This is a genomic window from Caballeronia sp. LjRoot29 (assembly GCF_964252755.1).
Taxonomy (GTDB): Bacteria; Pseudomonadota; Gammaproteobacteria; order Burkholderiales; family Burkholderiaceae; genus Caballeronia.
Genome location: NZ_CAXUPU020000005.1, coordinates 215,822 through 238,884 on the forward strand (window position 1 = coordinate 215,822; position 23,063 = coordinate 238,884).

Sequence of the window (23,063 nt, forward strand, 5' to 3'; positions counted from 1 at the left end):
CGCAAGGACGAGGGTACGCCCGCAAGTTGATCGCCGCAGTGAAGAAATATCGAAATAAAAAGTCTGCGGTTAATCGGGCCGTCTCGCAACGCAAAGGACAGGGCAGCGATTGGACGATTCACTATTGCGCGTTCACTTCTCCTGATCGACAAGCTGGGGACGTTACGATCATCGTGGTAAATTTGCTCGAAACCGACGAGGCAAACCTCCATGTGGCAAATCGATCAGGTCAGCCTGCGGCTTTTCATCGCTATATGCGAAGAGGGATCGATCGCGCGCGCCGCGGAGCGTGAATTCATCGCGCCCTCGGCTGTCAGCCGGAGGGTCGCCGACCTCGAAACGCTTGTTGGCTTGCCCTTGCTCGCGCGCAGTCAGCGCGGTGTGCGCGCCACTCCCGCGGGCGTCGCATTGCTCAAGCACGCTCGACTCATCATGCGCGGCCATGAGCGCCTTCAGGCCGAGTTGAGCGAGTTCGGCGCGGGCACGCGGGGCCACGTACGCGTGCTGGCGAACATCTCTTCAATGGTCGAATTTCTTCCTGAAGCGCTTTCTCTGTTCCTCAACCTAAATCCGGATATCCGAGTGGATGTCGAGGAACGGGTTAGCGTAGATATCGTGCGTGGATTGGAAGAGGGAGTTGCCGATATCGGCATCTGCCGCGATTTCGTGTCGACGGGTGAGCTTGACGTGACCACCTACCGGTCGGACCATCTCGCTCTGGTCGTGCCCGCCGGTCATCCGCTGGCAACAGAGGCATCGATCGCATTCGAGCGGACCCTCGACTTCGATCACCTCGGCCTTGCCTTGAACGCGTCAGTGAATGCGCTGATGGAGCGCATCGCGCTGGAGCGCGGGCGTCAGTTGCGCTACCGGACCTTCGTATCGACTTTCGATGCCGCGTATCGATTCGTCCAGGCCGGGCTCGCGGTTGCAATATTGCCGCGCGAAGCGGTCGGCAAGGTCGCTTGCGAGCAGTACAACCTCGCTGTCATCCCGCTCGACGAACCGTGGGCCGAACGCCGCTTCGTGATCTGCGTGCGCGACCGAGCGGCGCTTACTTTACCAGCGACCCGTCTCATCGAACATCTGATGGCGTCGCGTCCACGCCCCTAAAAGCCCTTAGGGGTTTTCCCTTCGGCGACAAGCTCCCCTTCTACAGCAACGCTCTCCAGCCGTCGCAAGTGGCGACGGTGTGCATCGCGAAACCAGTCTTCCGGACTCACCCGAATCACGGCACCCTCACGGTCAACCTGCAAAACAAAACGTGAGCCCGCTGATGAATCCTTCCAGAGAACGCGTGATCGTGACCGAAGTCGGCATGCGCGACGGCCTGCAAAGCATTGGGCCAATCATGCCCACCGATGCCAAGAAATCCTGGATCGACGCAGCTTACGCAGCCGGCGTGCGCCATATGGAAGTGGCGTCCTTTGTGCCCGCGAAGTTATTGCCGCAGATGGCCGACGCCGACGCAGTCATTGCTCATGCGCTGACTTTCGACGACCTGATTGTCACGGCGCTCGCGCCCAACCTCAAAGGAGCGCAGAGAGCGATCAATGCTGGCGTGCACCAGATCGTTGCGCCGATCTCGGTAAGCGCTGCACACAGCATGGCGAACGTGCGCAAGACACCCCTGGAGATGATCGCGGCGTTCGCCGAGATGTGCGCGCTCGCGAATGGCCGCGTGAAAATGATCGCGGGGTTGTCGACCGTTTTCGGCTGCACGCTTCAAGGCAACGTCCCCTACGACGACATCGATGAGATCGTCCTTCAGGCACTCAAGGCAGGCGCCGACGTCATCGCTCTCGCCGATACCACCGGCCAAGCGACGCCTCGCCAGGTAGCCGAGATCATCGCTCGCGTGCAAGGCATTGCCGGAGCCCGTTTTCGGTCCGTGCATTTTCACGATACGTGTGGCCTGGGCCTCGCGAACACCCTGATCGCGTTGCAACACGGAATTCGCGAATTCGATTCTTCGCTTGCGGGCCTCGGCGGCTGTCCCCATGCACCGGGAGCAACCGGCAATATCAACACAGAAGACCTGGTGTTCATGCTCGAAAGCATGGGATACAGCACTGGGATAGACCTCCCCCAACTGATTGCATCGCGCAGTGTGCTCGAAGCAGCGCTTCCGAGCGTGCCGCTCTACGGATATCTTGCGCGCGCGGGCATTCCTTCACATTCTTCCCTGCAGGTGAATCGATGAATACAAAATCAAGCTCCTTGCCGCTCTCGGGCGTTCGCGTGGTCGAACTGTCGCACATGGTCATGGGACCGACATGCGGCATGATTCTCGGCGACCTCGGCGCGGACGTGATCAAGGTCGAGCCGCCGCATGGCGATGGCACGCGACGGCTCCTTGGTACCGGAGCGGGATTTTTTCGCACGTTCAATCGCAACAAAAAAAGTGTGGCGCTTGACCTGGACACCCCTGCCGGCATTGAGGCGCTACACAAGCTGGTCGATACGACCGATGTGTTTGTCGAGAATTTCAAGCCGGGGCGAATGGCGACGCTGGGCCTCGATTACGCAAGCGTGAAGCTACGCAATCCAAAGCTTGTCTACGTCTCGCACAAGGGCTTTCTCAACGGTCCATACGAGAATCGTCTTGCCCTCGACGAAGTCGTGCAAATGATGGCCGGCCTCGCCTACATGACGGGGCCGGTCGGTCGTCCGCTACGTGCGGGCAGCTCGGTGAACGACATCATGGGCGGCATGTTCGGCGCAATCGGCGTGCTGGCTGCGCTGTTCGAGCGCGACCATAGCGGCGTGGGTAAGGAAGTGCAGAGCGCGCTCTTCGAGAACTGCGTGTTGTTATCGGCGCAACACATGCAGCAATATGCCGTCACGGGCGCGGCGGCAGCCCCGATGCCTGAGCGCATCAGCGCGTGGGCCGTCTATGACGTGTTCACACTTGCGCGCGGCGAGCAGATGTTCGTGGCCGCAACCGGCGACGGCCAATGGCGCGCGCTCTGCAAGATACTCGAGCGCGCCGACTTGCTGGCCGATCCGAGGCTTGCGACAAACAATGATCGCGTCCTGGCGCGTCCGTGGCTGCTGCAAACGCTTGGCGAGACGCTGGCCCGATTTCACGGCGAAGATCTCGTCGAGAAATTCGAACGAGACCATATCCCTTTTGCATCGATCACGAAGCCCGAGGATCTTTTCGAGGACAAACACCTGATCGAAAGTGGCGGCCTCGTTGCATTGACGCTCGACGACGGCACTGACACGCAAATGCCGCTGCTGCCCATTTCAATGGACGGGGCGCGCCTGCAACCTCGCCGCGCCATCCCGAAGATTGGCGAACACACGGCAGAAGTGCTCGAATCACTGGGCTATGCTCGCGCCGATATTGAAAAGATGACCGGCTCCGAGCCGGCGAAAGCTGCGTAGTTCGGGCTGGCTGCAAGCTCGGAAAACAACATGCCAACAAGCGGCAACAGACCGCCCTACAGGAGACAGGCTATGAAATCGTCCAGCAATACAGTTCTTCCGGTGAGCACCGTGCCGTTCGGCGGAGCGGCCGACGCGTCGCTCGAGGCGACGCCTCACGCCGACATCGCGATGGGCGCGGCGCTGATCTCGGCGCGCCTCGACCGTCTGCCCGCGACCCGAACCATCTGGCAGCTCGTCATGTTGCTAAGCCTCGGACTTTTCTTCGAACTCTACGACCTCATGTTCTCCGGATACATTGCGCCGGGACTGGTCCGCAGTGGCATCCTGACATCCACGACCCATGGCTTGTTCGGCACGAGCGGCGTCGCGAGTTTCATCGCTGCGCTGTTTGCCGGACTATTTTTCGGGACCGCCGCATGCGGTTTTCTCGCCGATAAATTCGGCCGCCGCGCCATCTTCACCTATTCGCTGTTGTGGTACACGGCAGCAAATATCGTAATGGCATTCCAGGACACCGCCTTCGGATTGAACCTCTGGCGCTTTATAGCGGGTGTTGGAATTGGCGTCGAGGTCGTGACGATAGGCACGTATATCTCCGAGCTCGTGCCTAAGCATATTCGTGGGCGCGCATCGGCGTGTTCACAGGCGGTCGGGTTCTGCGCCGTTCCCGCTGTAGCGTTCCTTTCGTATGCCATGGTGCCGCGCACATTCTTTGGCCTCGATGGCTGGCGCTGCGTCGTGCTGACTGGCGTCGTCGGTGCGATTGCGGTCTGGTGGATTCGACGGCGTCTGCCTGAGAGCCCACGCTGGCTTGCGCAAAAAGGGAGGCTTGAAGAAGCAGACAAGGTCATGTCACGAATCGAAGCGCGGGTGCAAGCCGAATATGGCAGTGCGTTGCCGGCGCCCGCATTGCCGGAACCGGTACGATCCCGCGCCCTTTTCCGTGACCTGCTCGTCGCGCCATACCGGAAACGCGTCGCAATGCTGATCATTTTTCATGTGTTCCAGACGATGGGCTACTACGGTTTTGCTAACTGGATTCCGACCCTGCTGATCAAGCAGGGCATCACGGTGACGACAAGCTTGATGTATGCATCGATCATTGCGCTTGCCGCCCCGCTTGGTCCATTGCTCGGCATGCTGATCGCCGATAAATTCGAGCGCAAGACCGTTATTATGGCAATGGCCGGGATGAACGTGGTGTGTGGACTGATGTTCAGTCAGGCGCGTGAGACCGTCTTGCTAATCAGTCTTGGCGTGTGCTTGGTTCTGGCAGGTAATATCATTTCGTTCAGCTATCACGCGTATCAGGCGGAGCTCTTTCCAACAAGCATCCGCGCTCGGGCTGTTGGTTTTGTCTATTCCTGGAGCCGCCTTTCGGCAATGTTTTCAGCATTCGTCATTGCATGGTTTCTGAAGGACTTTGGTGTGAACGGCGTGTTCGTGTTCATCTCAGGTGCCATGGTGATTGTCATCTGCGCAATAGGACTACTTGGGCCAAGGACGCGCGATGTCGCGCTCGAAAACATTTCACATTAGCGTGTCACCGCCCGGCCGGTAGGTGAGTGGATCAAACGCTCTACGTTCAGATACCATTGACCGATTCTGCGCTCGGCAAGAATGTTGGGGCGTCTGTTGCAATGATAGTTAGCCACTGAGATTGACAACAATCTGGAAACCAATGCCGAACGACCGCTTGTGGCCGATGAGCGAAACCGCTCGCGCGGTAGGGTCTCCGGCCAGCGCGTGCGGTTCTTGGGAGGTCCGCCGCGCGGTTCCGTATGTTGGAGAATGAGGCAATCCGCCTCGTTCTCCAGCAGGAGCCCAATCATGGCCAAGCGCGAATTACCAAGTTAGTCTCGCGAATTACCAAGTTAGTCTTGATTACCCAGTTTCACACCGCGAAATTGTGAAAAACGATCTCAAGCGTCGGCAACGGGCATCGGGCCATTTAAGTCCACTGTTACCTCGGAGCGGTTCGGCGCGGCACATGCGCGTGGTCGAACAATGCCCGTTCGCTAAACAACCAATGAAACTTCAGGGCCCGACCTAATTTTCAACAAGTGAAACAATCCGGCGGCATGCGCCAGTCCCCCGCGGCTATGCAAGCGTGTCTGGCCACGATTGGCGAACAATTCCAAGCGGCATACGCCGCCGGCGATTCTCAAAGCGGCGCGAAGTTCGCGGCGGAAGCGCTTCAAATCACGCCGGACAAAATGTCGATCTTGCCCGACTACGCGTTGTGCCTGATGCGTACGAAAGCCTACGACCAGGCCTACAAGTTCTACATGGGCATTCACAACGCGCCGGCGAGCAAGCGCAAGCTGGCGTCTGCTACGTGGCTCGATGGTTTGGTGGAGGTATGCGGATGGTTGGGTAAGACCGAAGAGATGCGCGAATACAGATCGCGTTCGCTGCGTGCTTCCGATGCAAAATGCGGTGGCAATCCAGGCGTCGCGGTTCCCGGTCAAGCTCTTCCCGCATTCAACCCGGCGAACGCCGATGAAAACGTGATCGCTTACTGGCTGTTCGGATCGAATCCGCGATACTGCGAGCCCGCCGTGATGAACGCCGAGATAAAGCGCGACGTGTTCAAGGGCTGGACGTGTCGCGTTTATCTGGGTGCTACCGTTCCCGACCACGTTCAACGAAGACTCAAAGACGCGGGCGCCGATGTCGTTTTCATGGACCGCGATTCGGGCGTTCATTCACTGATGTGGCGCCTCCTCGTTATCGACGATTCCAGTATCAACCGCTTCCTTCTTCGCGATGCCGACGCGCTCCTCTCAGAACGCGAATATGCGGCAGTACAGGAGTGGGTCGAAAGCCCGTATTACTTCCACATCATCCGCGACTACTTCACCCATACGGAGTTGATTCTCGCGGGCTTATGGGGCGGATGCGCAGGCGTTTTGCATAACGCGGTTGAATCGATGCAGCAATTCGCTGCGAAGAACGCGGATAGCGGCCGTTTCATCGACCAGCATTATCTGCGTGAAAACGTGTGGCCAACGTTGCGCAAAAGTGTCCTGTCTCACGACGATCTGTTGGGCTTCCACGACGCCAAACCGTTCCCGCCACATTCGCCGAACCGATGGAATACCGACAAGTTCCACGTCGGCAGCAATACAAGCTATCAGGCGATAGGCGGGGAAAGCGCACTGCCGGATGGCGCCGAACAACGGCTGATTTTTAGTTCGGCGGATGGCAAGACATTGTTCGATTACAAGACAACCGTGCAAAACGGCGAGTGGCGCCTGGACATGCCGTTCTTCGTGATCGAGAAGATTGCGTCACAGGAAATCGCGATCCGCCGCGACGAATAAACGCTTGCTAAGCGCCCACTACTTCAACCGTCGAGAAGCCGATCCCCACGCTTTTCGCCACTCTGATCTGCAACGGAATGCGCTCCTTGAGCGCTTCCACATGACTGATGACACCGATCATCTTGCCGCTTGCGTTCAACGAATCGAGTGCGTTGAGCGCAATCTCCAGAGTTTCACCGTCGAGCGTTCCGAACCCTTCATCGAGAAACAGGGAGTCGATGGAAGTCTTGAAACTCACCAGATCCGATAAAGCCAGCGCCAACGCAAGACTCACCAGAAAGCTTTCTCCGCCCGATAACGTGCGTGTATCGCGGGCAACATCGCCTTGCCACATATCGAGCACTTCCATTTCTAGGTCGCCTGCAAGCTTGCGATTCAACTGATAGCGCCCATGCAGTTGCGTGAGTTGCCGATTCGCGAGATAGATCAAATGATCGAGCGTCAGGCCTTGCGCAAACTTTCGATACTTCGCTCCATCGGCGGAACCGATCAGACTGCTCAGGCGTTGCCACATATCATAGTGCGCGCGTTGAGCATCGATCTGCTGATATAACGCCTGCTTCTCAACGCGCAAGCGGTCGTCATTCTTCAGCATCGCGCCAAGCTCGCCTCGTTTCTCGCTGAGGTTCTTCGACGTTGCGAGCATCTCATCGAGCGATCGTTGCAACGCGTCGGCGTCCAGCTCGGTCTTCGGCTCTTTCAGCAATTCCGCACGACGGTTTTCCGCAGTCGTGCGCAGCGTGTGAACCTTCGTGCGCAGTTCATCGAGTTCGCGTTTCAGCGTTTGCAGGCGCTCGCGTTCTTCGCTCGGCAGCAGCGCTTCGGAGAACGCCTGTTCGTTGGCGAAGATGCTTTTGCTTAATGCAGTTGTCCATGTCCCCGATGTTTTCTCCGCGCGCTCCTTGTCTTCGATCAGCTGCTGCGTCACCGTGTGCTCGGTGCCTTCGAGGAGGCTGGTTTTATGGGCTGCTGTTTCGTAGCGTTCTATCGCCGATAAAAACGCAGCATCGGGATTATCAATCGCGGCAACGTCGGCCCCCGTTTCCAACTCCGCGTAATCCTTCTCGCAATCGGCCCATCGTGCGGACCACTTCGCGGCTTCTACCGATGCAGCTTCACCCGCGTGCTTGGCTCGATCGGCTTGCTGCGACAAAGCGCGAATTTGCTCCGATGCCTTCTGCCACGCCTTCCATTCTGCATCGCGCTCGGTGAGCCATTGCTGCCAATGCGTCCAGGAATTCGGCCGTGCATAACCAACGGACGTCACCGATTCATCAAGCGCCTGCTCTCTCTTGAGTGATGCGGCTCGCAAAACGCCGGCTTGATCGGAGACATCTTTCAAGGATTTCCGCTCAGCGATTTGTCTCTCTTCGAGAAGCTTCAACGCGTGCTGGTGATCGAGCGCCGCACGCTCCGCGGCATGCCGCGAAGCCTCGTGCTGCTTGATTAGCGCTATTTGCTGATCGACCGCGACGGACGTGTCCAGCGCAAGTTTCAACGTTGCCGCGTGCGCCTGCTTGAGTGCACCGAGTCCGTCATGGCCGACGGCGTCGAGTCCAAGATCAACGCACAGCTTTCGCCAGTTCTCCGCGTGCCGCGCGTCGTCTTCAAGCCATGTATCGATACGCGTCCCCAACGCCTTGATCTCCGCAGCCGACGCCGCAATAGAGACATCGACCGCCGAGGCTTCCTTGCTCGCGTGCTGCAATATGACTTGCTTATCCTTCCACGCTTGCTCGGTCGCCGAGACGTCGAGCGCGGCATAGGCAGTGATGGACGGATGTTCGGTTGATCCGCACAACGGGCACGCTTCGTCGGGTTGTAGCGCTGCACGATGTCCGGCGAGATCGAGAATACGCTGCTCCTGATGCAGCAATTTTCGCTTGTCTTCAACTTGCTCGGTGAGCGTTGCAACTTCCTTGGCAAGGCGATCACGTTGCTCGTTCAGCGACGTCAACGACGCATTTTTCCGAGCCCGCTCATCCCGATCCATCGCGGCTTGTTTGGTCCCGCGTGCAACCGTTTCGCGGATATCCGCCAGCTTGCCGAACAAATGATGTTGCTCGTTAAGAAGCTGGCAACGCGCTTTCAATGCCGCTTCACTCTCGCCGCCTAGCGTGCTCGAAAGCTTCTCCCGTTGCTCGCTTTCAGCCTTGCGTGCGAGTTCCGCTGCCGCCGAGGCGTCGCGTGCAGCAACCTGCTTGGCATCAATTTCACGCGTCCGCTTATCAATTTCACCACTCAATTTATTCTGCTTCGCGGCGTTAGTCTCGATGTCATTCAGCGTCTGCCCGCGCGCATCGAAGTGCTGATGCCACAGCACAATCAGTTCACCAAGTTTGCTTCGATGCGGATGTTCATCGAGTGCGGACTGAACGGTTTTGCTTTCGATCAGCACGCGATTCAGCGCGTCTTCCCGGATCTCCACGATTCGTCGGCTGGTCACTGACGCGGAACGCAGACCACGCGTCGCATCAAGCGAAGCGGCGCGCTTCTCGTCCTTCGAGCGCGCCAGTTGTCGCGAGGTATCCGCATGTCTCTCGCGCGCTAAAAGCATCGCCGTATGATCGGCCCGCAGCTTTTCGGCAGGGTCACTTGCGGTGAGGCGGTCGAGCGAAGGCTTGGCATCGGCGATCTTTGCGTCTGCTTGCTGTTGGTTGGCCAGCGCCTGTTCAAGCTGCGTTTCCGCTTCCGATAACGCAAGGCGCCAGGTCTGCATCGCGCGTGTCGTCTCGACTTGCTTGCCGAGTGCGGTTTCCTGCGCGGCAAGACCGATGCACTCCTGCTGCAATTCGGTCCGCTGCTCCTCAGTCAGCAGCTGCACACCGTCGGCGCGAACCAAAAGCGTATCCAGCGCAAGCTTCTCGTTGCGCGTCCGCTCGAAAACGTTCCGCGAGATCGTGCCGTAGATATCGGTACCGGTGAGCTCTTCCAGCAACTCGGCGCGCTCGTTTGCCTTCGCTTCGAGGAACGCGGCGAAGCCGCCTTGCGCGAGCATCATCGACTTGGTGAAGCGGCCGAAATCAAGACCGGTGATCTCTTCAACCTTACGCAATTTATCCACGATTCGCTCGGTCATGATCGTGCCATCGAGACGCGCGAGTTCGACCTTGGGGGCTTGCAGATTGCCATCGGCTTTATCGCGTGCGCGACGCTGGCTCCAGAACGCCCGATACCCTTCGCCCTTCACCTCGAACTCCACTTCCGCGAGGCATTCGAACGTGTGCCGCGTCATCAGCTCGTTCGTCCCTTGCGAGATCGTGTCCATGCGCGGCGTGCGGTGATAGAGCGCAAGACAGATTGCATCGAGCAACGTGGTTTTGCCGGCGCCGGTCGGGCCGGTGATCGCGAACAAGCCGTTATCGCGAAACGGCGGCTGGCTGAAATCGATCTTCCACTCGCCCTTCAGCGAGTTCAGATTACGCAGACGCAACGACAAAATCTTCATGCTGGATCTGCCTCGCCAATCTGCGCCACGACCCCGCGATACATCGATAAAAGCTGCGCGCGCGTTTCCTCATCGATGGTTTCCGTTTGCAGGCGGCGCGCGAAGACATCGTCGGGCGTGAGCTCGTTCAAGGTTTCCTTCGCTTGGCGATGCAGCGTGCTCGCAGCGGAAGAACGCTCGCGACGAATGCGCAGCACTTCGACCGGCAGGTCTTCGGTGATCTTCTGGATACGCGCCTGGAGATCGCTGAGGTAGTCATCGGCGGATACGACGATTTCCAGCCACACGGTCTCGCCTTTAACTGCCTGAGAAGCCGCCGCCGAGACCGCAGCCTCGAGTTCTTTCAACGATCCCTTCACCGATAACAACGACTGGAAGCAGGGCACGTCGAGCACGGTCACAGCCTGTAGACCGTCCTCCGATGCATCCACAAGCAGCATCTGTTTCTGTTGCCGCGCTTCATCGAAGCTCAGTGGAATTGGCGAACCGCTGTATCGAATGTGCTCGAACCCGCCCACTTTCTGCGGCCGATGAATATGCCCGAGCGCGATGTAATCGGCGGCCGGAAACGCGCTCGTCGGAAAGGCTTCCAGCGCGCCCACATAAATCTCCCGCACCGATTCACTCGCGCTCGCGCCGACCGTCGTCAAATGCCCGGTCGCGATGATCGGCAAATGCACGCCAAGCTCAGTCCGCTTTTGCTCAGCCAACGCAAACAGCGCCCGATAATGCGCGTGAATCGCGTCTTGCAGCGACTCCTGCTTCTCGCGCGCGCTCTGTCCCGCGATGCTCTGCAACACATCGCGCGGACGGATGAACGGGATGGCGCAGACAATCGCACCGGGTTTCCCATCGCGCGTGGTGAGCACACGAACCTGCTCGTTCGGATCGTCTTGCACCGAGGGAATGACCACCGTATTCAACGCCGTCAGCAAGTGGCGAGACTCTTCCAGCACGGCGACGGAATCGTGATTGCCCGCCAGCAGCGTCAAGCCGACGCCCGCATCGCGCAACGCCAGAATCAGCGAGTAATACATTTCACGCGCGTAGCTGGGCGGTGCGCCGGTATCGAAGATATCGCCGGCTATCAGCACTGAATCGACCGCGTGCAGCCGCGTTTGCTCGACCAGCCACGCAATCAGCTTTTGATGTTCAGCCTGGCGTGAATGCCCAAGAAAGTACTGGCCGAGGTGCCAGTCCGAAGTGTGCAGGATTCGCATCGAAGAGTAGGGTGGAAGGCGTTGCCGCGCATCGTTTTGGTGGTTGCCAGTTTAGCCGATCGACTCTATCCAAACGCGCGAGCGGGCCGGCAAGACCCGGGAAAATGCTGCAAAACGAGGCAATTGCGCGGCGTACGCGTACACTTCGGCTTCTAATTGCGCCGAAAACAGCGCGCGTCGGCCCTCGCCGATGCCCTTTTCACGCCGCAACCCCATCAATTACGCTCAAATCAATCATGTTTATCTGCCGAAACCAGCCGTGCGGCGCCGAATGGCAACTCGCCGACGTGCTCATCAAGAACGAAGGCCAGGGCCTCATGTTCCGCTGCCCCATGTGCGGAGCGCGCAACAAGGTGCTGCGCCACGACGCGCCCGACGGCACGATCACCTACGAGCAGGACAATTCGGTCGCGCCGAAACCTGCCGCAAAATAAGTAAAACACCCTCATGACCACGTCTACTTCTTTCAGCTCCCTGCCGCTTTCGCCGGCGATGCTGGCGAACCTCGAACAACTCGGTTATCTGACGATGACCCCGATCCAGGCCGCCAGCCTGCCGATCGCGCTCGCAGGCCACGATCTCATCGCGCAGGCGAAGACGGGCAGCGGCAAGACGGCCGCGTTCGCGTTGCCGCTGCTCGCGAAGATCGACCCAAAGCTTTTCTCCGTTCAGGCGCTGGTGTTGTGCCCGACGCGCGAACTCGCCGATCAGGTCACGCAGGAAATCCGCCGCATCGCGCGCGCGGAGGACAACATCAAGATCCTGACGCTGTGCGGCGGTTCGCCGATGCGTCCGCAGATCGCAAGCCTTGAACACGGCTGCCACATCGCCGTGGGAACGCCCGGGCGGATCATGGATCACCTTGAACGCGGCACGCTGCCGTTGACCGCGCTCAAGACGCTCGTGCTCGATGAAGCCGACCGCATGCTCGACATGGGTTTCTTCGACGATATCGTCGCCGTCGTCAAGCAATGTCCGAAGGATCGTCAGACGCTGCTGTTTTCCGCGACATATCCCGAAGGCATCGCCAAGTTGAGCCAGCAATTCTTGCGCAAACCGCAGGAAGTCAAGCTCACCGAGCAGCACACGAATTCGAAGATCAAGCAGCGCTTCTACGAAGTGCACGACAACGAACGCCTGCACGCGGTCGGCCAGTTGCTGGATCACTATCAGCCGGTCAGCACGCTCGCGTTCTGCAACACGAAACAGCAATGCCGCGACTTGCTCGATGTTTTGGTCGCGCAAGGTTTCAACGCACTCGCGCTGCACGGCGAACTCGAACAACGCGAACGCGATCAGGTGCTCGTGCAGTTCGCCAATCGCAGTTGCTCGGTGCTGGTCGCAACCGATGTCGCCGCGCGAGGGCTGGACATCACGCAGCTCGAAGCGGTGATCAACGTCGATGTCACGCAAGATCCTGAGATCCACGTGCATCGAATTGGTCGCACTGGCCGCGCGGATCAGGAAGGCTGGGCGCTGAGCCTCGCGAGCATGAATGAAATGGCGCGCGTGAGTTCGATCGAACAGGCGCAGAAGAAGGAAGTGGAGTGGCACAAGCTGAGCGAACTGACGCCGGCGACGCCGGGTCATCTTCAACCGCCCATGGCCACGCTGCAGATCCTCGGCGGACGCAAGGAAAAGATTCGTCCCGGCGATGTCCTCGGCGCGCTGACCGGCGACGCCGGTTTCGAAGGCTCGCAGATCGGCAAGATCAACGTGACGGACATGGTCACATACGTGGCGGTCGCGCGCGATATTGCGGATCAGGCCGTGAAGAAGTTGTCGGCGGGGAAGGTGAAGGGCAAGAAGGTGAAGGTGCGGCGCATTTAGCCTGAACCTCCGGGCCTGCAATTTGCACCATTGCATCGATGAAACCAGTCAGAGCGGATATGCGTATGCATTCATATCCGCCCTTAATCGATACCTTGGTGCTCCATGTCCCGCTATTCGCGCGTTATTGTCGTTGTTTTGTTCACGCTGCTACTCAGCGCGTGCATGTCGTCCCCTCCGAACCCCAATCCGCGCGCGAATGTCGAGCCAAAGCTCGCATCCGTTGATTTGCCGCGCTATATGGGCCGCTGGTATATCGTCGCGAACATTCCGTATTTCGCCGAAGAGAATTTCGTTGGCAGTTACGCGCAATGGAAACTTCGCGATGACGGCAAAATCGACGATTCGTATTACGCGCACAAGGGCTCGTTCGATGCTCCTCTCAAGCATTATCAGTTCACGGATTCTATTGTTCCCGGGACGAATAGCGCCGAATGGAGCGTGCGCATTTTCTGGCCGATTTACGCGAGTCAGCAAACGCTTTATGTCGATGCGGATTATCAATACACAATCCTCGGTTATCCGGGCAAGAAGCTAGGCTGGATCTTCGCGCGTTCACCGGATATCAGCGACGCGAAATATCGCGAACTTCTAGGGCGCCTCGACGAGATGGGTTATGACACTTCGCGGTTTCGTCGCGTGCCGCAGACGCCGGAACAAATCGGCAAGCCGGGTTTCCATTCCCCCGGCGATAAAGACTGATACCCCCGATCAGCGAAACTCATAACCTCAACTTGCGAAACAAGGGATAGGAGCAATCCGATAGTCGGACGGGAGGGCAGCGCATAGCATCGAGAGGTTATCCACCTTGATGAATACGCCCGCCATGAATCAACTTGCCGAACCGCTCGCCGCCGCTTTATCTCTCCATCAGGCAGGCCATATGGCCGAAGCCGAAAGCGGTTATCGCGCGGTTCTCAAGGAACATCCTGATCACGTCGATGCACCGCATTACCTCGGTGTGCTGCTGCATCAACGTGGCGATAACGAAGACGCTGCGAAGTTGCTGGATCGTGCGCTTGGCCTGGCCCCGGATGCGTCGGCGTGCTTAAGCAATCGCGGGCTCGTGGCGGCGGCGCTGGGCGATCTTCCCCATGCCGTGGCGTGCTAAGAGCGGGCGCTTGCCATCGATCCGGCGTTTTCTAACGCACGCAATAACCTTAAATCGGCGCTACAAAAGCAAGGCCGCTTCGACGAAGCCATCGAACAGCTCGAGACGTTGCTCGCCCAGGATCCCGATTTCATCGACGCACGTTTGAACCTTGGCTCCACGCTCGCCGCCGAGAAGCGCCACGAACAGGCGTTGGCCACCTATCGCGATGTGCTTCTCCGCAATCCCGGCAACTTCCACGCGCATTTCGACGAAGGCAATGCGCTGCGCGAACTGAAGCGATTCGATGAAGCGGTGGCGGGCTTGCATCGGGCGCTTGCTTTGAAACCAGACCACCTCGAAGCGAACGTGAATCTCGGCACGACGCTCGGGTTGTTTGGGAAATTCGTGGAGGCGGAAGCGCAATATCGCCGGGCGCTGACCTTGCGCGATGATCCGCAGATTCACGTCTGCGTGGGTGCGGCTATCGGTTCGCAAGGGCGTTTTGAGGAGGAGGAACCGTACTATCGGCACGCGTTGACATTGCCCCCCGATCACGCCGACGCGCTTCACAATCTCGCGTTGCTGCAGTTACGGCGCGGCAACTTCAAGGATGGCTGGGCGCTGCACGAAGTGCGCTGGCGCTCGAGCAAGTACAAGCCTATGAAGGTTCCCGGCGTGCCGGAATGGCGCGGGGAATCGCTGCAAGGCAAGACGCTGTTGGTCGCCGGCGAGCAGGGGCACGGCGACATGATGCAGTTCGCGCGCTATGCGACCGTGCTTGAACAGATGGGCGCGACAGTCGACATGTGGGTGCCGGAGAACATTGTGGAACTGATCCAGAGCGTGCGCGGCGTGCGCCGGGCGCTCCCAATTGGCTCGACGAAAGGCTATGACTACTGGACGCCTTCTATGAGCGTGCCGCATCGCGTGGCCCATCTTGTTCCGGGTGTTATCGCCGATACGCCTTATATGAGCGTGAGCGCCGAACGGATCGGATCGTGGCCGGCGCGCGTGAAAAAACTGGCGGGCGCTCGTAGGAAGATCGGCATTGTGTGGGCGGGCAGTCCGACCTTCGGCAACGATCAATTCCGCTCAATGCCATTTGCCGCGTGGTCACCGTTCGCGGCGGTGCCGGACACCGCGTGGTTCTCGCTGCAGAAGGGCGCTGCGCGCGATCAGCTGTTGCAGCCCGGATGCGCGTTGAAAACCCACGACCTGACGAACGACATCCACGATTTCGCCGATACCGCCGCGCTGATCGAGCAACTCGACCTGGGGATAACGGTCGATACATCGGTGGCTCACCTGGCCGGTGCGCTGGGCAAGCCCGTGTGGATATTCCTGCCGGCGAACTACGACTGGCGCTGGATGCTGGATCGTGACGACAGCCCGTGGTATCCGCACACGCGGCTGTTCAAGCAGACTAGGCTTGGAGACTGGACAGAGCCGGTGGCGCGGGCGAAAGCGGCGTTAATGGCGGGGTGATTGTTCTGCGCTGGTTCCTCGCGCAGAACAGCCTACTTCTGCGCTGTTTGCATCGATTCGACGGGTTTATCGCGGGTAATCAGCCGCAAGCCGCTTGCAATACTGGCGACGCCCGCGAATCCCGCGCCGATCGCCAGCGCCAGTGCCGGCCCGTGATGCCCCGCAATACCAAAGCTCAGCGCGACCAACGCCGCGCCGGTCGCCTGGCCGATCAGCCGGGCGGTTGCCACCACGCCGCTCGCGCCACCGCTACGCTCGCGCGGCGCGCTCGCCATGAGCGCCTTCAGATTGGGCGACTGGAAGAACCCGAAACCCGCGCCGCATATGGCCATGCGGATACAGATATCGAGCGCATGGGGATGAGCCGGCAACAACGCCAGCGACGCCATGCCCGCGCACATGACGGCGAGGCCGATGCCGCCCAGCAACCCCGGTTGGTATCGATCCGATAAACGACCCGCGACCGGAGCGAGCAGCGCCACCATCACCGACCACGGCGTCATCAGGAAGCCGGTCTCCACCTGACTGCGCCCGAGCACGCTTTCGAAATAAAACGGCAGCGACACGAACGCCAGCCCTTGCGCGGCAAACGAGCAGACTGCGGTTGCCGTCGATAACGCAAACATCGGGCGCTTGAAGAGATCGACGGGGAGCATTGGTGCCGGATGACCGCGCTCCCGATGCAGCATCAACCCGCCCGCCACCGCCGTTACCGCGAGCGCAATCAGCACAATATGCGCAGGCGCGCGCTGCGCCGCTTCGCCTAGCGCGAACACCAGCGCGGCGAATGTGACCACGTTCAGTCCAGCCGCCACCCGGTCGAAACCGTGCGTGGCGCGCGGTGTTTGCGGCAACGCCGTCCAGCCGATAGCCAGCGCCACCAGTCCAATTGGCACATTCACCGCGAACAGCCACGGCCATGGTCCAAGCGAGAGCACGACGGACGCGACCGTCGGTCCGACCGCGAACGATATCCCCACCACCAGCGCATTCAGCCCAAACCCTCGCCCGAGCCTGTGATGCGGATAGATCGCGCCGATCAGCGCGGTGTTCACGCTCATGATTGCGCTCGCGCCAACGCCCTGCAGCAGGCGCGCCGCGGTGAGCGTTGGCAGCGACCACGACAGTGCGCACGTCAGCGATGCCGCCAGAAACAGGATCAGCCCGCCCAGATAGATCTTCCTGTGCCCGACGATCCCGCCTAGCGCCGCGAACGGCAGCAGCGTGGCGACCATCGCGAGTTGGTACGCGTTGATGATCCAGACGGAAGCGGCGGGGGTTGCGTGGAGATCGGCGGCAATTGCGGGGAGCGCAGTGTTCGCGATGGCGGTATCGAGCGTGGCGAGCGAAACGGCGAGCAGGATTGCCGCCATGCCGCGACGCTGGAGCGCGGTCATGGGACCGTCGGCGAGGAGAGAGGTCTGGTCTGACACAGTTTTTTAGGATTGGACGTGATCGGCGATAGTCCGACACGATACGGGATCAGGGCGAACCTCGCCGGGCACCCTCACGGCAGCTTTCAAACAGGTGTCAGTACGGCATCACCGGCGAAGTGCCGCGTGGCGTTATCGACGAACATCTGGACCGATGCCGCCACCGCCTCCGGCGAGCGCCCGCCCACGTGCGGCGTCAGTACCACGCGGTCAGAGCCTGTCAGCAGCGCGGGCGGCGTGGGCTCGCCTTCGTAGACATCGAGCCCTGCTCCGGCTATCACGCCGCGTTCAAGCGCGTCTGCGAGGGCGGCGGTATCCACAACGCTGCCGCGCGACACGTTCACCACGTAGCCCTGTGAGCCGAGTGCGGCGAGCACGTCGGCGTTGATCAGATGTTTCGTCGATCCGCCGCCCGGGGTGGCGACCACAAGGTAATCTGCCCATTCGGCTAGCGCTATCACCGAGTCGAAATACGTATAAGCCGAGTCCGGTTGTGGCCGGCGATTGTGATAACCGATGTCGATATCGAATCCCAGCGCCCGCTTTGCCACCTTCCCGCCAATATTGCCAAGCCCGATCACACCTAGTTTCTTGCCCGAAAAGTTCGGCTGGAAGGGCAGGTCGTCGCGCCACACGCCGGCGCGGCATGCGCGGTCGAGCACGGGGATCTGGCGGACAACACCGAGCAGCAGCGCGAAGGCGTGATCGGCGACGCAATCGTCGTTGGTACCCGCGCCGTTCACGACGATGATGCCGCGTGCTTTCGCTTCATCGCGCGCGATGTTTTCGTAGCCCGCACCCAACGCACCGATCAGTTCGAGATTCGGCAGTTTCGCGATGGAAGCTGCATCAATGCCGATAGTGCCGTTCGTCAGGACAGCGCGGATTGTGTCGGCGTGATCGGTGAGTGCCTGATCGAGTGCGGCTTGGTCAAGCGCTGTGATGACGTTGAAGGCGTTCGCGATAAGGGTATGGCTTTCAGGACGAAGCGGGACGAGGACGAGGATGGTGGGCGGCATGGGGCGCGAGGACCGAAGGAGCGGAGCGCCAAGTTTCGCATTTTTTTGAGATGGCGTAGGGAACGTCCCACGGGCGTTCAAAAGGTTCAGAACGTGGCGCCCAGATCCGAAAGGCGAGTTCATTGACGGCGCTGCGACAGCCATGTTGCGACCATTACCTTCCCCGCCAACAGCAGCCTCCACCGCCAAACCCAATCCCCACGCCAACCGTCGGCGCTGCGTAATACCCCGGCGCGTACGCATACCCGTACCCTGGCGCCGGCGCATATCCATAAGGCGGGGCGACGACGCACCCCGTCAACCCAACTGCAAGTCCCAAGACGAGAAAGAGCCTGACCATGATTTTTCTCCTGTTGCAGTTGCTTAGAGAGATGAAATCGGGCCATCGTTCGGGTTGGAATTGTGTCGCTTGTCGCCCATTGGTTTCGGGAAATTACAGGCGACGCCAATCGTAAGTCCGTCCCCAGCCATCCTAGGGTTTCTACCTAAAACAACAATAATCTCTTGCGCTCATCGCGCTTAATTTTCGGAAACGGCTTACCTACACTGAATCCATAGAACGCGAACAAGGTTGTTCGCGACAAAACAAGATTCGGAGGTACGTATCATGAAGTCGCTCATTCAAGCCGTTGTAGTTGCCGCAGTGCTCGCCGTCCCGGCTGTTTCGTTCGCTCAGTCCAGCCAACAACCTTTGACGCGTGCAGAAGTGAAGGCGCAGTTGATCCAGATCGAGAAGGCCGGCTACAACCCCGGCACAGCCAACGATTACGACTATCCGGCTAACATTCAAGCCGCAGAAGCACGCGTGGCCGCCCAAACCGGCGGCACCAGCAGCTACGGTGGCGTGGCTAATGGATCGGCGGATTCCGGTACCGCCGTTCAGTCGTCATTCGGCGATAACGTGCAGCCGGTGTACCACGGTCATTAATCACATTAATTACCAAGTGGTCGGCGAGTAAATTAATTCGCCGGCCAGCGTAACGCAAAGCAAGCACAACGCTTGCGCAGCATATCCAGAAAAAGTGAATTCGTAGCTCCCGCGAGCGGGTTTTATTCCGGTGAACTTGCCCAGCTCTTTTGTCTGGGCTTTTTTGCGTGTTCACGTATTGCGGAGATACATAAAAGGCAAGTTCCGAAAGCCCCGCGCAGACAGCGCTTACACGGCTCGATTCGCATTTCAAAATGCGTGACCTAGAATGTAAGCGGACTGTGGCGCATGAAGGAGGGGGCCATGACTGAGTCGATGATCGGTTTTGTGGTGGGCCTCGCGGTCATGATCGGCATAGCTGCCGTAATGGGCCGCCGGTATCGGCGCGAGCACCCGGAAGACGATAGCGGACGGATACGCATGCACGAATGGCTCGATTCACATCACATGAGCTGGATGCACCACAAGCATTGATGGGTCGCCAAAAAAGTAAAAAGCCCACCCGCAAAGCGCAGTGGGCAAAGAAGAATTAGGCGGCGCATCCTCATGGCGCGGATCCGGAAGTACAAGGGGCCGTCGTGCGGGCCGTCCCCGGCTCCGACTTGGCCGACAACTTCACGGCTCGCGGGCGTCGCCGCCCGTCGACCTCTGCTTTTCCATAAGCGATAGCAAACCGGCAGGCGTCATCCGCTTCGGTGAAGTGCCCGAGAACGCCCGATGCCCAGCGTGCGCCGTTCGGCTTGGTGACAATGACCATCGAAGCGAAACTGCCGCGCTCTCCCGCTGCGAGTGGCACTAAAACATGATCGTTATAGCTGAGTGGAATGGCGTGCATTTAGTCTCCTCGTTTAAACGATGTTTTTCGATTAGTGATTTTCCCGTGTTGGGGTAAACGTGGTTGTTAGTAATTGAAAAAAACAGAAACAACGCGTGCAAAAAGTCCGGCGCACGCTGGGTAAGGCTGTGAACGAGCGCTTTGAGTCGCGTCGAGTGTTTGTGCACCCTTCAAATGCGATCCTTACGGGAATAATTGTGCGTTAGCAATCGTCCATTACCGGCCATGAACCCGGTAACGCGATTGCGAGGTATCCGTGAAATATTTTCATCGTGAAGGAGGCGAATTACGTGGAGTTATTGCGCCGGCTTCGAATAGGGCGTTGTTATCGATGAATCTATTTATCGCCGCTGAATCTTCTGCCGTCATCTCATCGGTGGGATGCATATAAGCGAGATCTGACCATTAAGCTAACGACGCAATTTCCCGTCGTAATACAGCGCGCTTTTGCAATAGATGACTTTCCCCCAGCGACCGGCAGTCACCAAAAATTACCTGCGTCGAACTCATCTGGGCGCAAGGAGAAGCCCCGGATCGCGGACGCGTTCCCTCCCGGAATGCAAAGTTTAACTTTGTAGTTTGGCTTCGTATCTGCTAGAGTTCGTTCATGAACACGACCGACGAAACCCAACCCACCGATCCCGAAGTCGTCCATGCGCACGTTGTCGCAGGGGAATTGCGCGTGGTACTTGGCAAGCTGAAGCGGCGGTTGCGCGAAGAGGCAAGTCTGGGAGAGTTCACTTTGTCCCAGATGTCAGCCCTCAGTTGCCTGGAGCGCGAAGGTCCCGCGACCGTCACCACGCTTGCGCGTGCTGAAGGCGTGCGCCCGCAATCCATGGGCGCCACGGTTTCCGGTCTCGAAGCGGCCGGGTTTGTGACCGGCACACCGGACCCCGCCGACGGACGCCAGACCATTTTGTCCCTCACCGACGCATGTCGCGAATGGATCAAAGCAAGCCGCGCGGCCCGGGAAGACTGGTTGTTCCGTGCCATTCGAACCAAGCTCACGCCTGCGGAGCAAGAGGAATTGGCGACCACCGTGGCGCTGCTCAACCGGCTCGTCGATTCGTGACGGCTCCAGGCCGGCATAGCAGAAGCTGTTTCGTCGGCGCCTCAACACCCTTTGCCGCGTCTGGTTGCAGGGCGCGTCGCATCCAACTTGAAGACAGGAAAACCCACCATGGCAGTCACCACGCTCGACCGGAAGACGGCGCTTGTCATCATCGATTTGCAGAAGGGCATTGTCGCGCTTCCCACCGCGCAGCCGACCAATGAAGTCGTGAAGCACGCCGCCGAGTTACTCGACGCGTTTCGTAGCCACGGACTGCCCATTGTGCTCGTCAACGTTGCAGGCGGCGCGCCGGGCCGCTCCGAGCAGACGCGTAGCCTTGCCGGGCTTCCCGCTGATTGGACCGATCTCGTCCCCGAGCTGAAGCAGCAGCCGGAAGATCACGTCGTCACGAAGCGGACGTGGGGTGCGTTCACGAATACCGGTCTCGATGATCACTTGAAGAGGCTGGGTGTCACGCAGGTCGTTATCGCCGGGGTGGCGACGAGTGTGGGTGTCGAATCGACCGCACGCTATGCGCACGAGCTTGGGTTCAACGTGACATTGGCCATCGACGCCATGACCGACTTGAATGCCGATGCCCACACCAACAGCATCACGCGGATCTTCCCAAGACTGGGCGAGACGGGGACGACCAGGGAAATTATCGACCTGCTAGGCAGCACGCGCGCGTGAGCTCGTCCAGCGCGGCGATAGCAGCCTCGGGAGTCGCCCGGTGAAAGGCACCTTCCGCTCGCTGAACAGCTTCAATTACCGAGTCTGGGCCGGCGGCGCGATTGTCTCCAACATAGGGACATGGATGCAGCGAACGGCCCAGGATTGGCTCGTGCTCACGCAACTGACCCACCACAATGCGACCTCGGTCGGCGTGGTCATGGCGCTCCAGTTCGGTCCGCATCTTCTCTTGCTGCCCTTCACAGGTTTTGCGGCCGATCATCTTGATCGCCGCAAACTCCTGATCGGCACCCAGGCGGCTTTGGGGATGCTCGCGCTTGGACTGGGCATTCTCACCGTCGCCGGATGGGTCCAGTTGTGGCACGTGTACCTGTTTGCGTTTTTGCTCGGCAGCGTCAGCGCCTTCGATGCCCCCGCGCGCCAGACCTTCGTCGCGGAACTGGTCGGCGAAACCGATCTGTCGAATGCAGTCGCGCTGAACTCCACGTCGTTCAACGCCGCGCGAATGATTGGTCCTGCCATTGCCGGAGTGCTGATTGCATCGGTGGGGACCGGATGGGTGTTCCTGATCAACGCGGCGTCATTCGTCGCAGTGCTCTGCTCGCTGGGATTTCTTCGCGTTAGTGAGTTTCATCAGAGCAAGCGGGCTGTGCGCGCACGCGGGAGTCTTGCTGAAGGGTTTCGATACGTCTGGAAGCGCCCGGACCTGAAAGCGGTGTTGCTCATGCTGTTTCTGATTGGCACGTTCGGACTCAATTTCCCGATTTTCATCTCCACGATGTCCGTCACCGTCTTTCATGCTGGAGCGAGTCAATACGGACTCCTGACATCGATCATGGCGATCGGAACAATTGCGGGCGCGCTACTCGCCGCGAGACGGGCGAAGCCGCGGATTGCCGTATTGTTCGCGAGTACCGCGGTCTTCGGCGGTGGCTGTGCGCTGGCGGCGATCGCGCCGAGCTACGGGTTCTTTGGTCTTGCGCTGGTGGTCATTGGCGTGTCCGCGCAAACCATCACCACGACGACAAACAGCACGATGCAGCTGTCCACCGAGCCCGCCATGCGCGGTCGCGTGATGGCAATTTTCCTGGCGATAGCGTTGGGTGGAACGCCTTTAGGCGCGCCAGTTGTAGGTTGGGTCGCCGATACCTTCGGCCCGCGTTGGGCGCTCGGCGTAGCAGCAGCGGCGGGATTCGCGGCGGCGATTGTTGGAGTGCGGTACTTGGTAAGGTATCGGCAGTTGAGGGTGTTTATCGATGCGGGGAGAGTGCGGTTTAGTATCGATGAAGGGGATGCGGTGGTTTGA

Annotated in this window: 20 protein-coding genes and 1 pseudogene; 15 read left to right on the forward strand and 6 right to left on the reverse strand. The window is 59.5% G+C overall.

Annotated elements, in window-relative coordinates; genetic code table 11:
• Nucleotides 1–210: 210 nt before the first annotated feature.
• The 5 genes from ACSQ83_RS08440 to ACSQ83_RS08460 all read left to right on the forward strand — a co-directional run bounded on the left by ACSQ83_RS08440 (nucleotide 211) and on the right by ACSQ83_RS08460 (nucleotide 6,722).
• On the forward strand, nucleotides 211–1,113 hold the full coding sequence (locus tag ACSQ83_RS08440; protein WP_436227815.1) for a LysR family transcriptional regulator: 903 nt from the start codon (nucleotides 211–213) through the stop codon (nucleotides 1,111–1,113).
• 163 nt (nucleotides 1,114–1,276) lie between these two features.
• Nucleotides 1,277–2,203, forward strand: a complete 927-nt coding sequence (locus ACSQ83_RS08445; protein WP_436227816.1) for a hydroxymethylglutaryl-CoA lyase — start codon at nucleotides 1,277–1,279, stop codon at nucleotides 2,201–2,203.
• Nucleotides 2,200–3,393, forward strand: a complete 1,194-nt coding sequence (locus ACSQ83_RS08450; protein WP_436227817.1) for a CaiB/BaiF CoA transferase family protein — start codon at nucleotides 2,200–2,202, stop codon at nucleotides 3,391–3,393. Before ACSQ83_RS08445 ends, ACSQ83_RS08450 begins: the two co-directional genes overlap by 4 nt.
• 72 nt (nucleotides 3,394–3,465) lie before the next feature.
• Nucleotides 3,466–4,935 (forward strand): MFS transporter, encoded by a 1,470-nt coding sequence (locus tag ACSQ83_RS08455; RefSeq protein WP_436227818.1) that lies wholly within the window; start codon nucleotides 3,466–3,468, stop codon nucleotides 4,933–4,935.
• 542 nt (nucleotides 4,936–5,477) lie between these two features.
• A complete protein-coding gene (locus ACSQ83_RS08460; RefSeq protein WP_436227819.1) occupies nucleotides 5,478–6,722 on the forward strand; it encodes a tetratricopeptide repeat protein in 1,245 nt (414 codons plus the stop codon).
• A 7-nt stretch (nucleotides 6,723–6,729) separates the two neighbouring features.
• Here ACSQ83_RS08460 and ACSQ83_RS08465 read toward each other — a convergent pair whose 3' ends face one another.
• Together ACSQ83_RS08465 and sbcD are read right to left on the reverse strand one after the other, a co-directional pair.
• Nucleotides 6,730–10,170 carry an AAA family ATPase gene (locus tag ACSQ83_RS08465; protein ID WP_436227820.1) on the reverse strand — a complete coding sequence of 1,147 codons (3,441 nt, stop codon included), beginning with the start codon at nucleotides 10,168–10,170 and terminating at the stop codon, nucleotides 6,730–6,732.
• A complete protein-coding gene (sbcD, locus tag ACSQ83_RS08470) occupies nucleotides 10,167–11,390 on the reverse strand; it encodes an exonuclease subunit SbcD (protein WP_436227821.1) in 1,224 nt (407 codons plus the stop codon). The genes ACSQ83_RS08465 and sbcD overlap by 4 nt, the downstream gene beginning before the upstream one ends.
• 236 nt (nucleotides 11,391–11,626) lie before the next feature.
• Here sbcD and ACSQ83_RS08475 point away from each other — a divergent pair, with 236 nt between their 5' ends.
• From ACSQ83_RS08475 to ACSQ83_RS08495, 5 genes and pseudogenes are all read left to right on the forward strand, one after another.
• A complete protein-coding gene (locus ACSQ83_RS08475) occupies nucleotides 11,627–11,824 on the forward strand; it encodes a hypothetical protein (protein ID WP_436227822.1) in 198 nt (65 codons plus the stop codon).
• A gap of 13 nt (nucleotides 11,825–11,837) precedes the next feature.
• Nucleotides 11,838–13,220, forward strand: a complete 1,383-nt coding sequence (dbpA, locus tag ACSQ83_RS08480; protein ID WP_414947668.1) for an ATP-dependent RNA helicase DbpA — start codon at nucleotides 11,838–11,840, stop codon at nucleotides 13,218–13,220.
• A gap of 105 nt (nucleotides 13,221–13,325) precedes the next feature.
• Nucleotides 13,326–13,922, forward strand: a complete 597-nt coding sequence (locus ACSQ83_RS08485) for a lipocalin family protein (protein WP_436227823.1) — start codon at nucleotides 13,326–13,328, stop codon at nucleotides 13,920–13,922.
• Nucleotides 13,923–14,046: 124 nt separating this feature from the next.
• Nucleotides 14,047–14,331, forward strand: coding sequence for a tetratricopeptide repeat protein (locus ACSQ83_RS08490; protein WP_436227824.1), 285 nt, complete (start codon nucleotides 14,047–14,049; stop codon nucleotides 14,329–14,331).
• Between the two features lie 12 nt (nucleotides 14,332–14,343).
• Nucleotides 14,344–15,798, forward strand: a pseudogene (locus ACSQ83_RS08495) (tetratricopeptide repeat protein); the annotation flags it as partial.
• Between the two features lie 32 nt (nucleotides 15,799–15,830).
• Here the strand turns inward: ACSQ83_RS08495 and ACSQ83_RS08500 are convergent.
• The 3 genes from ACSQ83_RS08500 to ACSQ83_RS08510 all read right to left on the reverse strand — a co-directional run bounded on the left by ACSQ83_RS08500 (nucleotide 15,831) and on the right by ACSQ83_RS08510 (nucleotide 18,590).
• On the reverse strand, nucleotides 15,831–17,195 hold the full coding sequence (locus ACSQ83_RS08500; protein ID WP_436227825.1) for an MFS transporter: 1,365 nt from the start codon (nucleotides 17,193–17,195) through the stop codon (nucleotides 15,831–15,833).
• 122 nt (nucleotides 17,196–17,317) lie between these two features.
• A complete protein-coding gene (locus ACSQ83_RS08505) occupies nucleotides 17,318–18,250 on the reverse strand; it encodes a 2-hydroxyacid dehydrogenase (RefSeq protein WP_436227826.1) in 933 nt (310 codons plus the stop codon).
• A gap of 154 nt (nucleotides 18,251–18,404) precedes the next feature.
• Nucleotides 18,405–18,590 carry a hypothetical protein gene (locus ACSQ83_RS08510; protein ID WP_414947663.1) on the reverse strand — a complete coding sequence of 62 codons (186 nt, stop codon included), beginning with the start codon at nucleotides 18,588–18,590 and terminating at the stop codon, nucleotides 18,405–18,407.
• Nucleotides 18,591–18,857: 267 nt separating this feature from the next.
• Here ACSQ83_RS08510 and ACSQ83_RS08515 point away from each other — a divergent pair, with 267 nt between their 5' ends.
• Nucleotides 18,858–19,178 (forward strand): DUF4148 domain-containing protein, encoded by a 321-nt coding sequence (locus ACSQ83_RS08515; protein ID WP_436227827.1) that lies wholly within the window; start codon nucleotides 18,858–18,860, stop codon nucleotides 19,176–19,178.
• Nucleotides 19,179–19,481: 303 nt separating this feature from the next.
• Nucleotides 19,482–19,652, forward strand: a complete 171-nt coding sequence (locus tag ACSQ83_RS08520) for a hypothetical protein (protein WP_414947661.1) — start codon at nucleotides 19,482–19,484, stop codon at nucleotides 19,650–19,652.
• A gap of 70 nt (nucleotides 19,653–19,722) precedes the next feature.
• Here ACSQ83_RS08520 and ACSQ83_RS08525 read toward each other — a convergent pair whose 3' ends face one another.
• Nucleotides 19,723–20,013 carry a hypothetical protein gene (locus ACSQ83_RS08525; protein WP_414947660.1) on the reverse strand — a complete coding sequence of 97 codons (291 nt, stop codon included), beginning with the start codon at nucleotides 20,011–20,013 and terminating at the stop codon, nucleotides 19,723–19,725.
• Between the two features lie 607 nt (nucleotides 20,014–20,620).
• Here ACSQ83_RS08525 and ACSQ83_RS08530 point away from each other — a divergent pair.
• The 3 genes from ACSQ83_RS08530 (at nucleotide 20,621) to ACSQ83_RS08540 (ending at nucleotide 23,063) form a co-directional block, all read left to right on the forward strand.
• A complete protein-coding gene (locus ACSQ83_RS08530; RefSeq protein WP_414947659.1) occupies nucleotides 20,621–21,085 on the forward strand; it encodes a MarR family winged helix-turn-helix transcriptional regulator in 465 nt (154 codons plus the stop codon).
• Between the two features lie 108 nt (nucleotides 21,086–21,193).
• Entirely contained in the window at nucleotides 21,194–21,757 is a 564-nt protein-coding gene (locus ACSQ83_RS08535) for an isochorismatase family protein (protein WP_436227828.1), read from the forward strand.
• Between the two features lie 40 nt (nucleotides 21,758–21,797).
• Nucleotides 21,798–23,063: an MFS transporter gene (locus ACSQ83_RS08540; RefSeq protein ID WP_436227829.1), complete on the forward strand. Its 1,266-nt coding sequence runs from the start codon at nucleotides 21,798–21,800 to the stop codon at nucleotides 23,061–23,063.

Coding starts and splice junctions, on each gene's coding strand:
- ACSQ83_RS08485 (WP_436227823.1), top strand. CDS start 13,326: ATGTCCCGCTATTCGCGCGTTATTGTCGTTGTTTTGTTCACGCTGCTA.
- ACSQ83_RS08445 (WP_436227816.1), top strand. CDS start 1,277: ATGAATCCTTCCAGAGAACGCGTGATCGTGACCGAAGTCGGCATGCGC.
- ACSQ83_RS08505 (WP_436227826.1), bottom strand. CDS start 18,250: ATGCCGCCCACCATCCTCGTCCTCGTCCCGCTTCGTCCTGAAAGCCAT.
- ACSQ83_RS08510 (WP_414947663.1), bottom strand. CDS start 18,590: ATGGTCAGGCTCTTTCTCGTCTTGGGACTTGCAGTTGGGTTGACGGGG.
- ACSQ83_RS08455 (WP_436227818.1), top strand. CDS start 3,466: ATGAAATCGTCCAGCAATACAGTTCTTCCGGTGAGCACCGTGCCGTTC.
- ACSQ83_RS08475 (WP_436227822.1), top strand. CDS start 11,627: ATGTTTATCTGCCGAAACCAGCCGTGCGGCGCCGAATGGCAACTCGCC.
- ACSQ83_RS08525 (WP_414947660.1), bottom strand. CDS start 20,013: ATGCACGCCATTCCACTCAGCTATAACGATCATGTTTTAGTGCCACTC.
- ACSQ83_RS08535 (WP_436227828.1), top strand. CDS start 21,194: ATGGCAGTCACCACGCTCGACCGGAAGACGGCGCTTGTCATCATCGAT.
- ACSQ83_RS08465 (WP_436227820.1), bottom strand. CDS start 10,170: ATGAAGATTTTGTCGTTGCGTCTGCGTAATCTGAACTCGCTGAAGGGC.
- sbcD (WP_436227821.1), bottom strand. CDS start 11,390: ATGCGAATCCTGCACACTTCGGACTGGCACCTCGGCCAGTACTTTCTT.
- ACSQ83_RS08520 (WP_414947661.1), top strand. CDS start 19,482: ATGACTGAGTCGATGATCGGTTTTGTGGTGGGCCTCGCGGTCATGATC.
- ACSQ83_RS08500 (WP_436227825.1), bottom strand. CDS start 17,195: ATGACCGCGCTCCAGCGTCGCGGCATGGCGGCAATCCTGCTCGCCGTT.
- dbpA (WP_414947668.1), top strand. CDS start 11,838: ATGACCACGTCTACTTCTTTCAGCTCCCTGCCGCTTTCGCCGGCGATG.
- ACSQ83_RS08440 (WP_436227815.1), top strand. CDS start 211: ATGTGGCAAATCGATCAGGTCAGCCTGCGGCTTTTCATCGCTATATGC.
- ACSQ83_RS08450 (WP_436227817.1), top strand. CDS start 2,200: ATGAATACAAAATCAAGCTCCTTGCCGCTCTCGGGCGTTCGCGTGGTC.
- ACSQ83_RS08490 (WP_436227824.1), top strand. CDS start 14,047: ATGAATCAACTTGCCGAACCGCTCGCCGCCGCTTTATCTCTCCATCAG.
- ACSQ83_RS08460 (WP_436227819.1), top strand. CDS start 5,478: ATGCGCCAGTCCCCCGCGGCTATGCAAGCGTGTCTGGCCACGATTGGC.
- ACSQ83_RS08530 (WP_414947659.1), top strand. CDS start 20,621: ATGAACACGACCGACGAAACCCAACCCACCGATCCCGAAGTCGTCCAT.
- ACSQ83_RS08515 (WP_436227827.1), top strand. CDS start 18,858: ATGAAGTCGCTCATTCAAGCCGTTGTAGTTGCCGCAGTGCTCGCCGTC.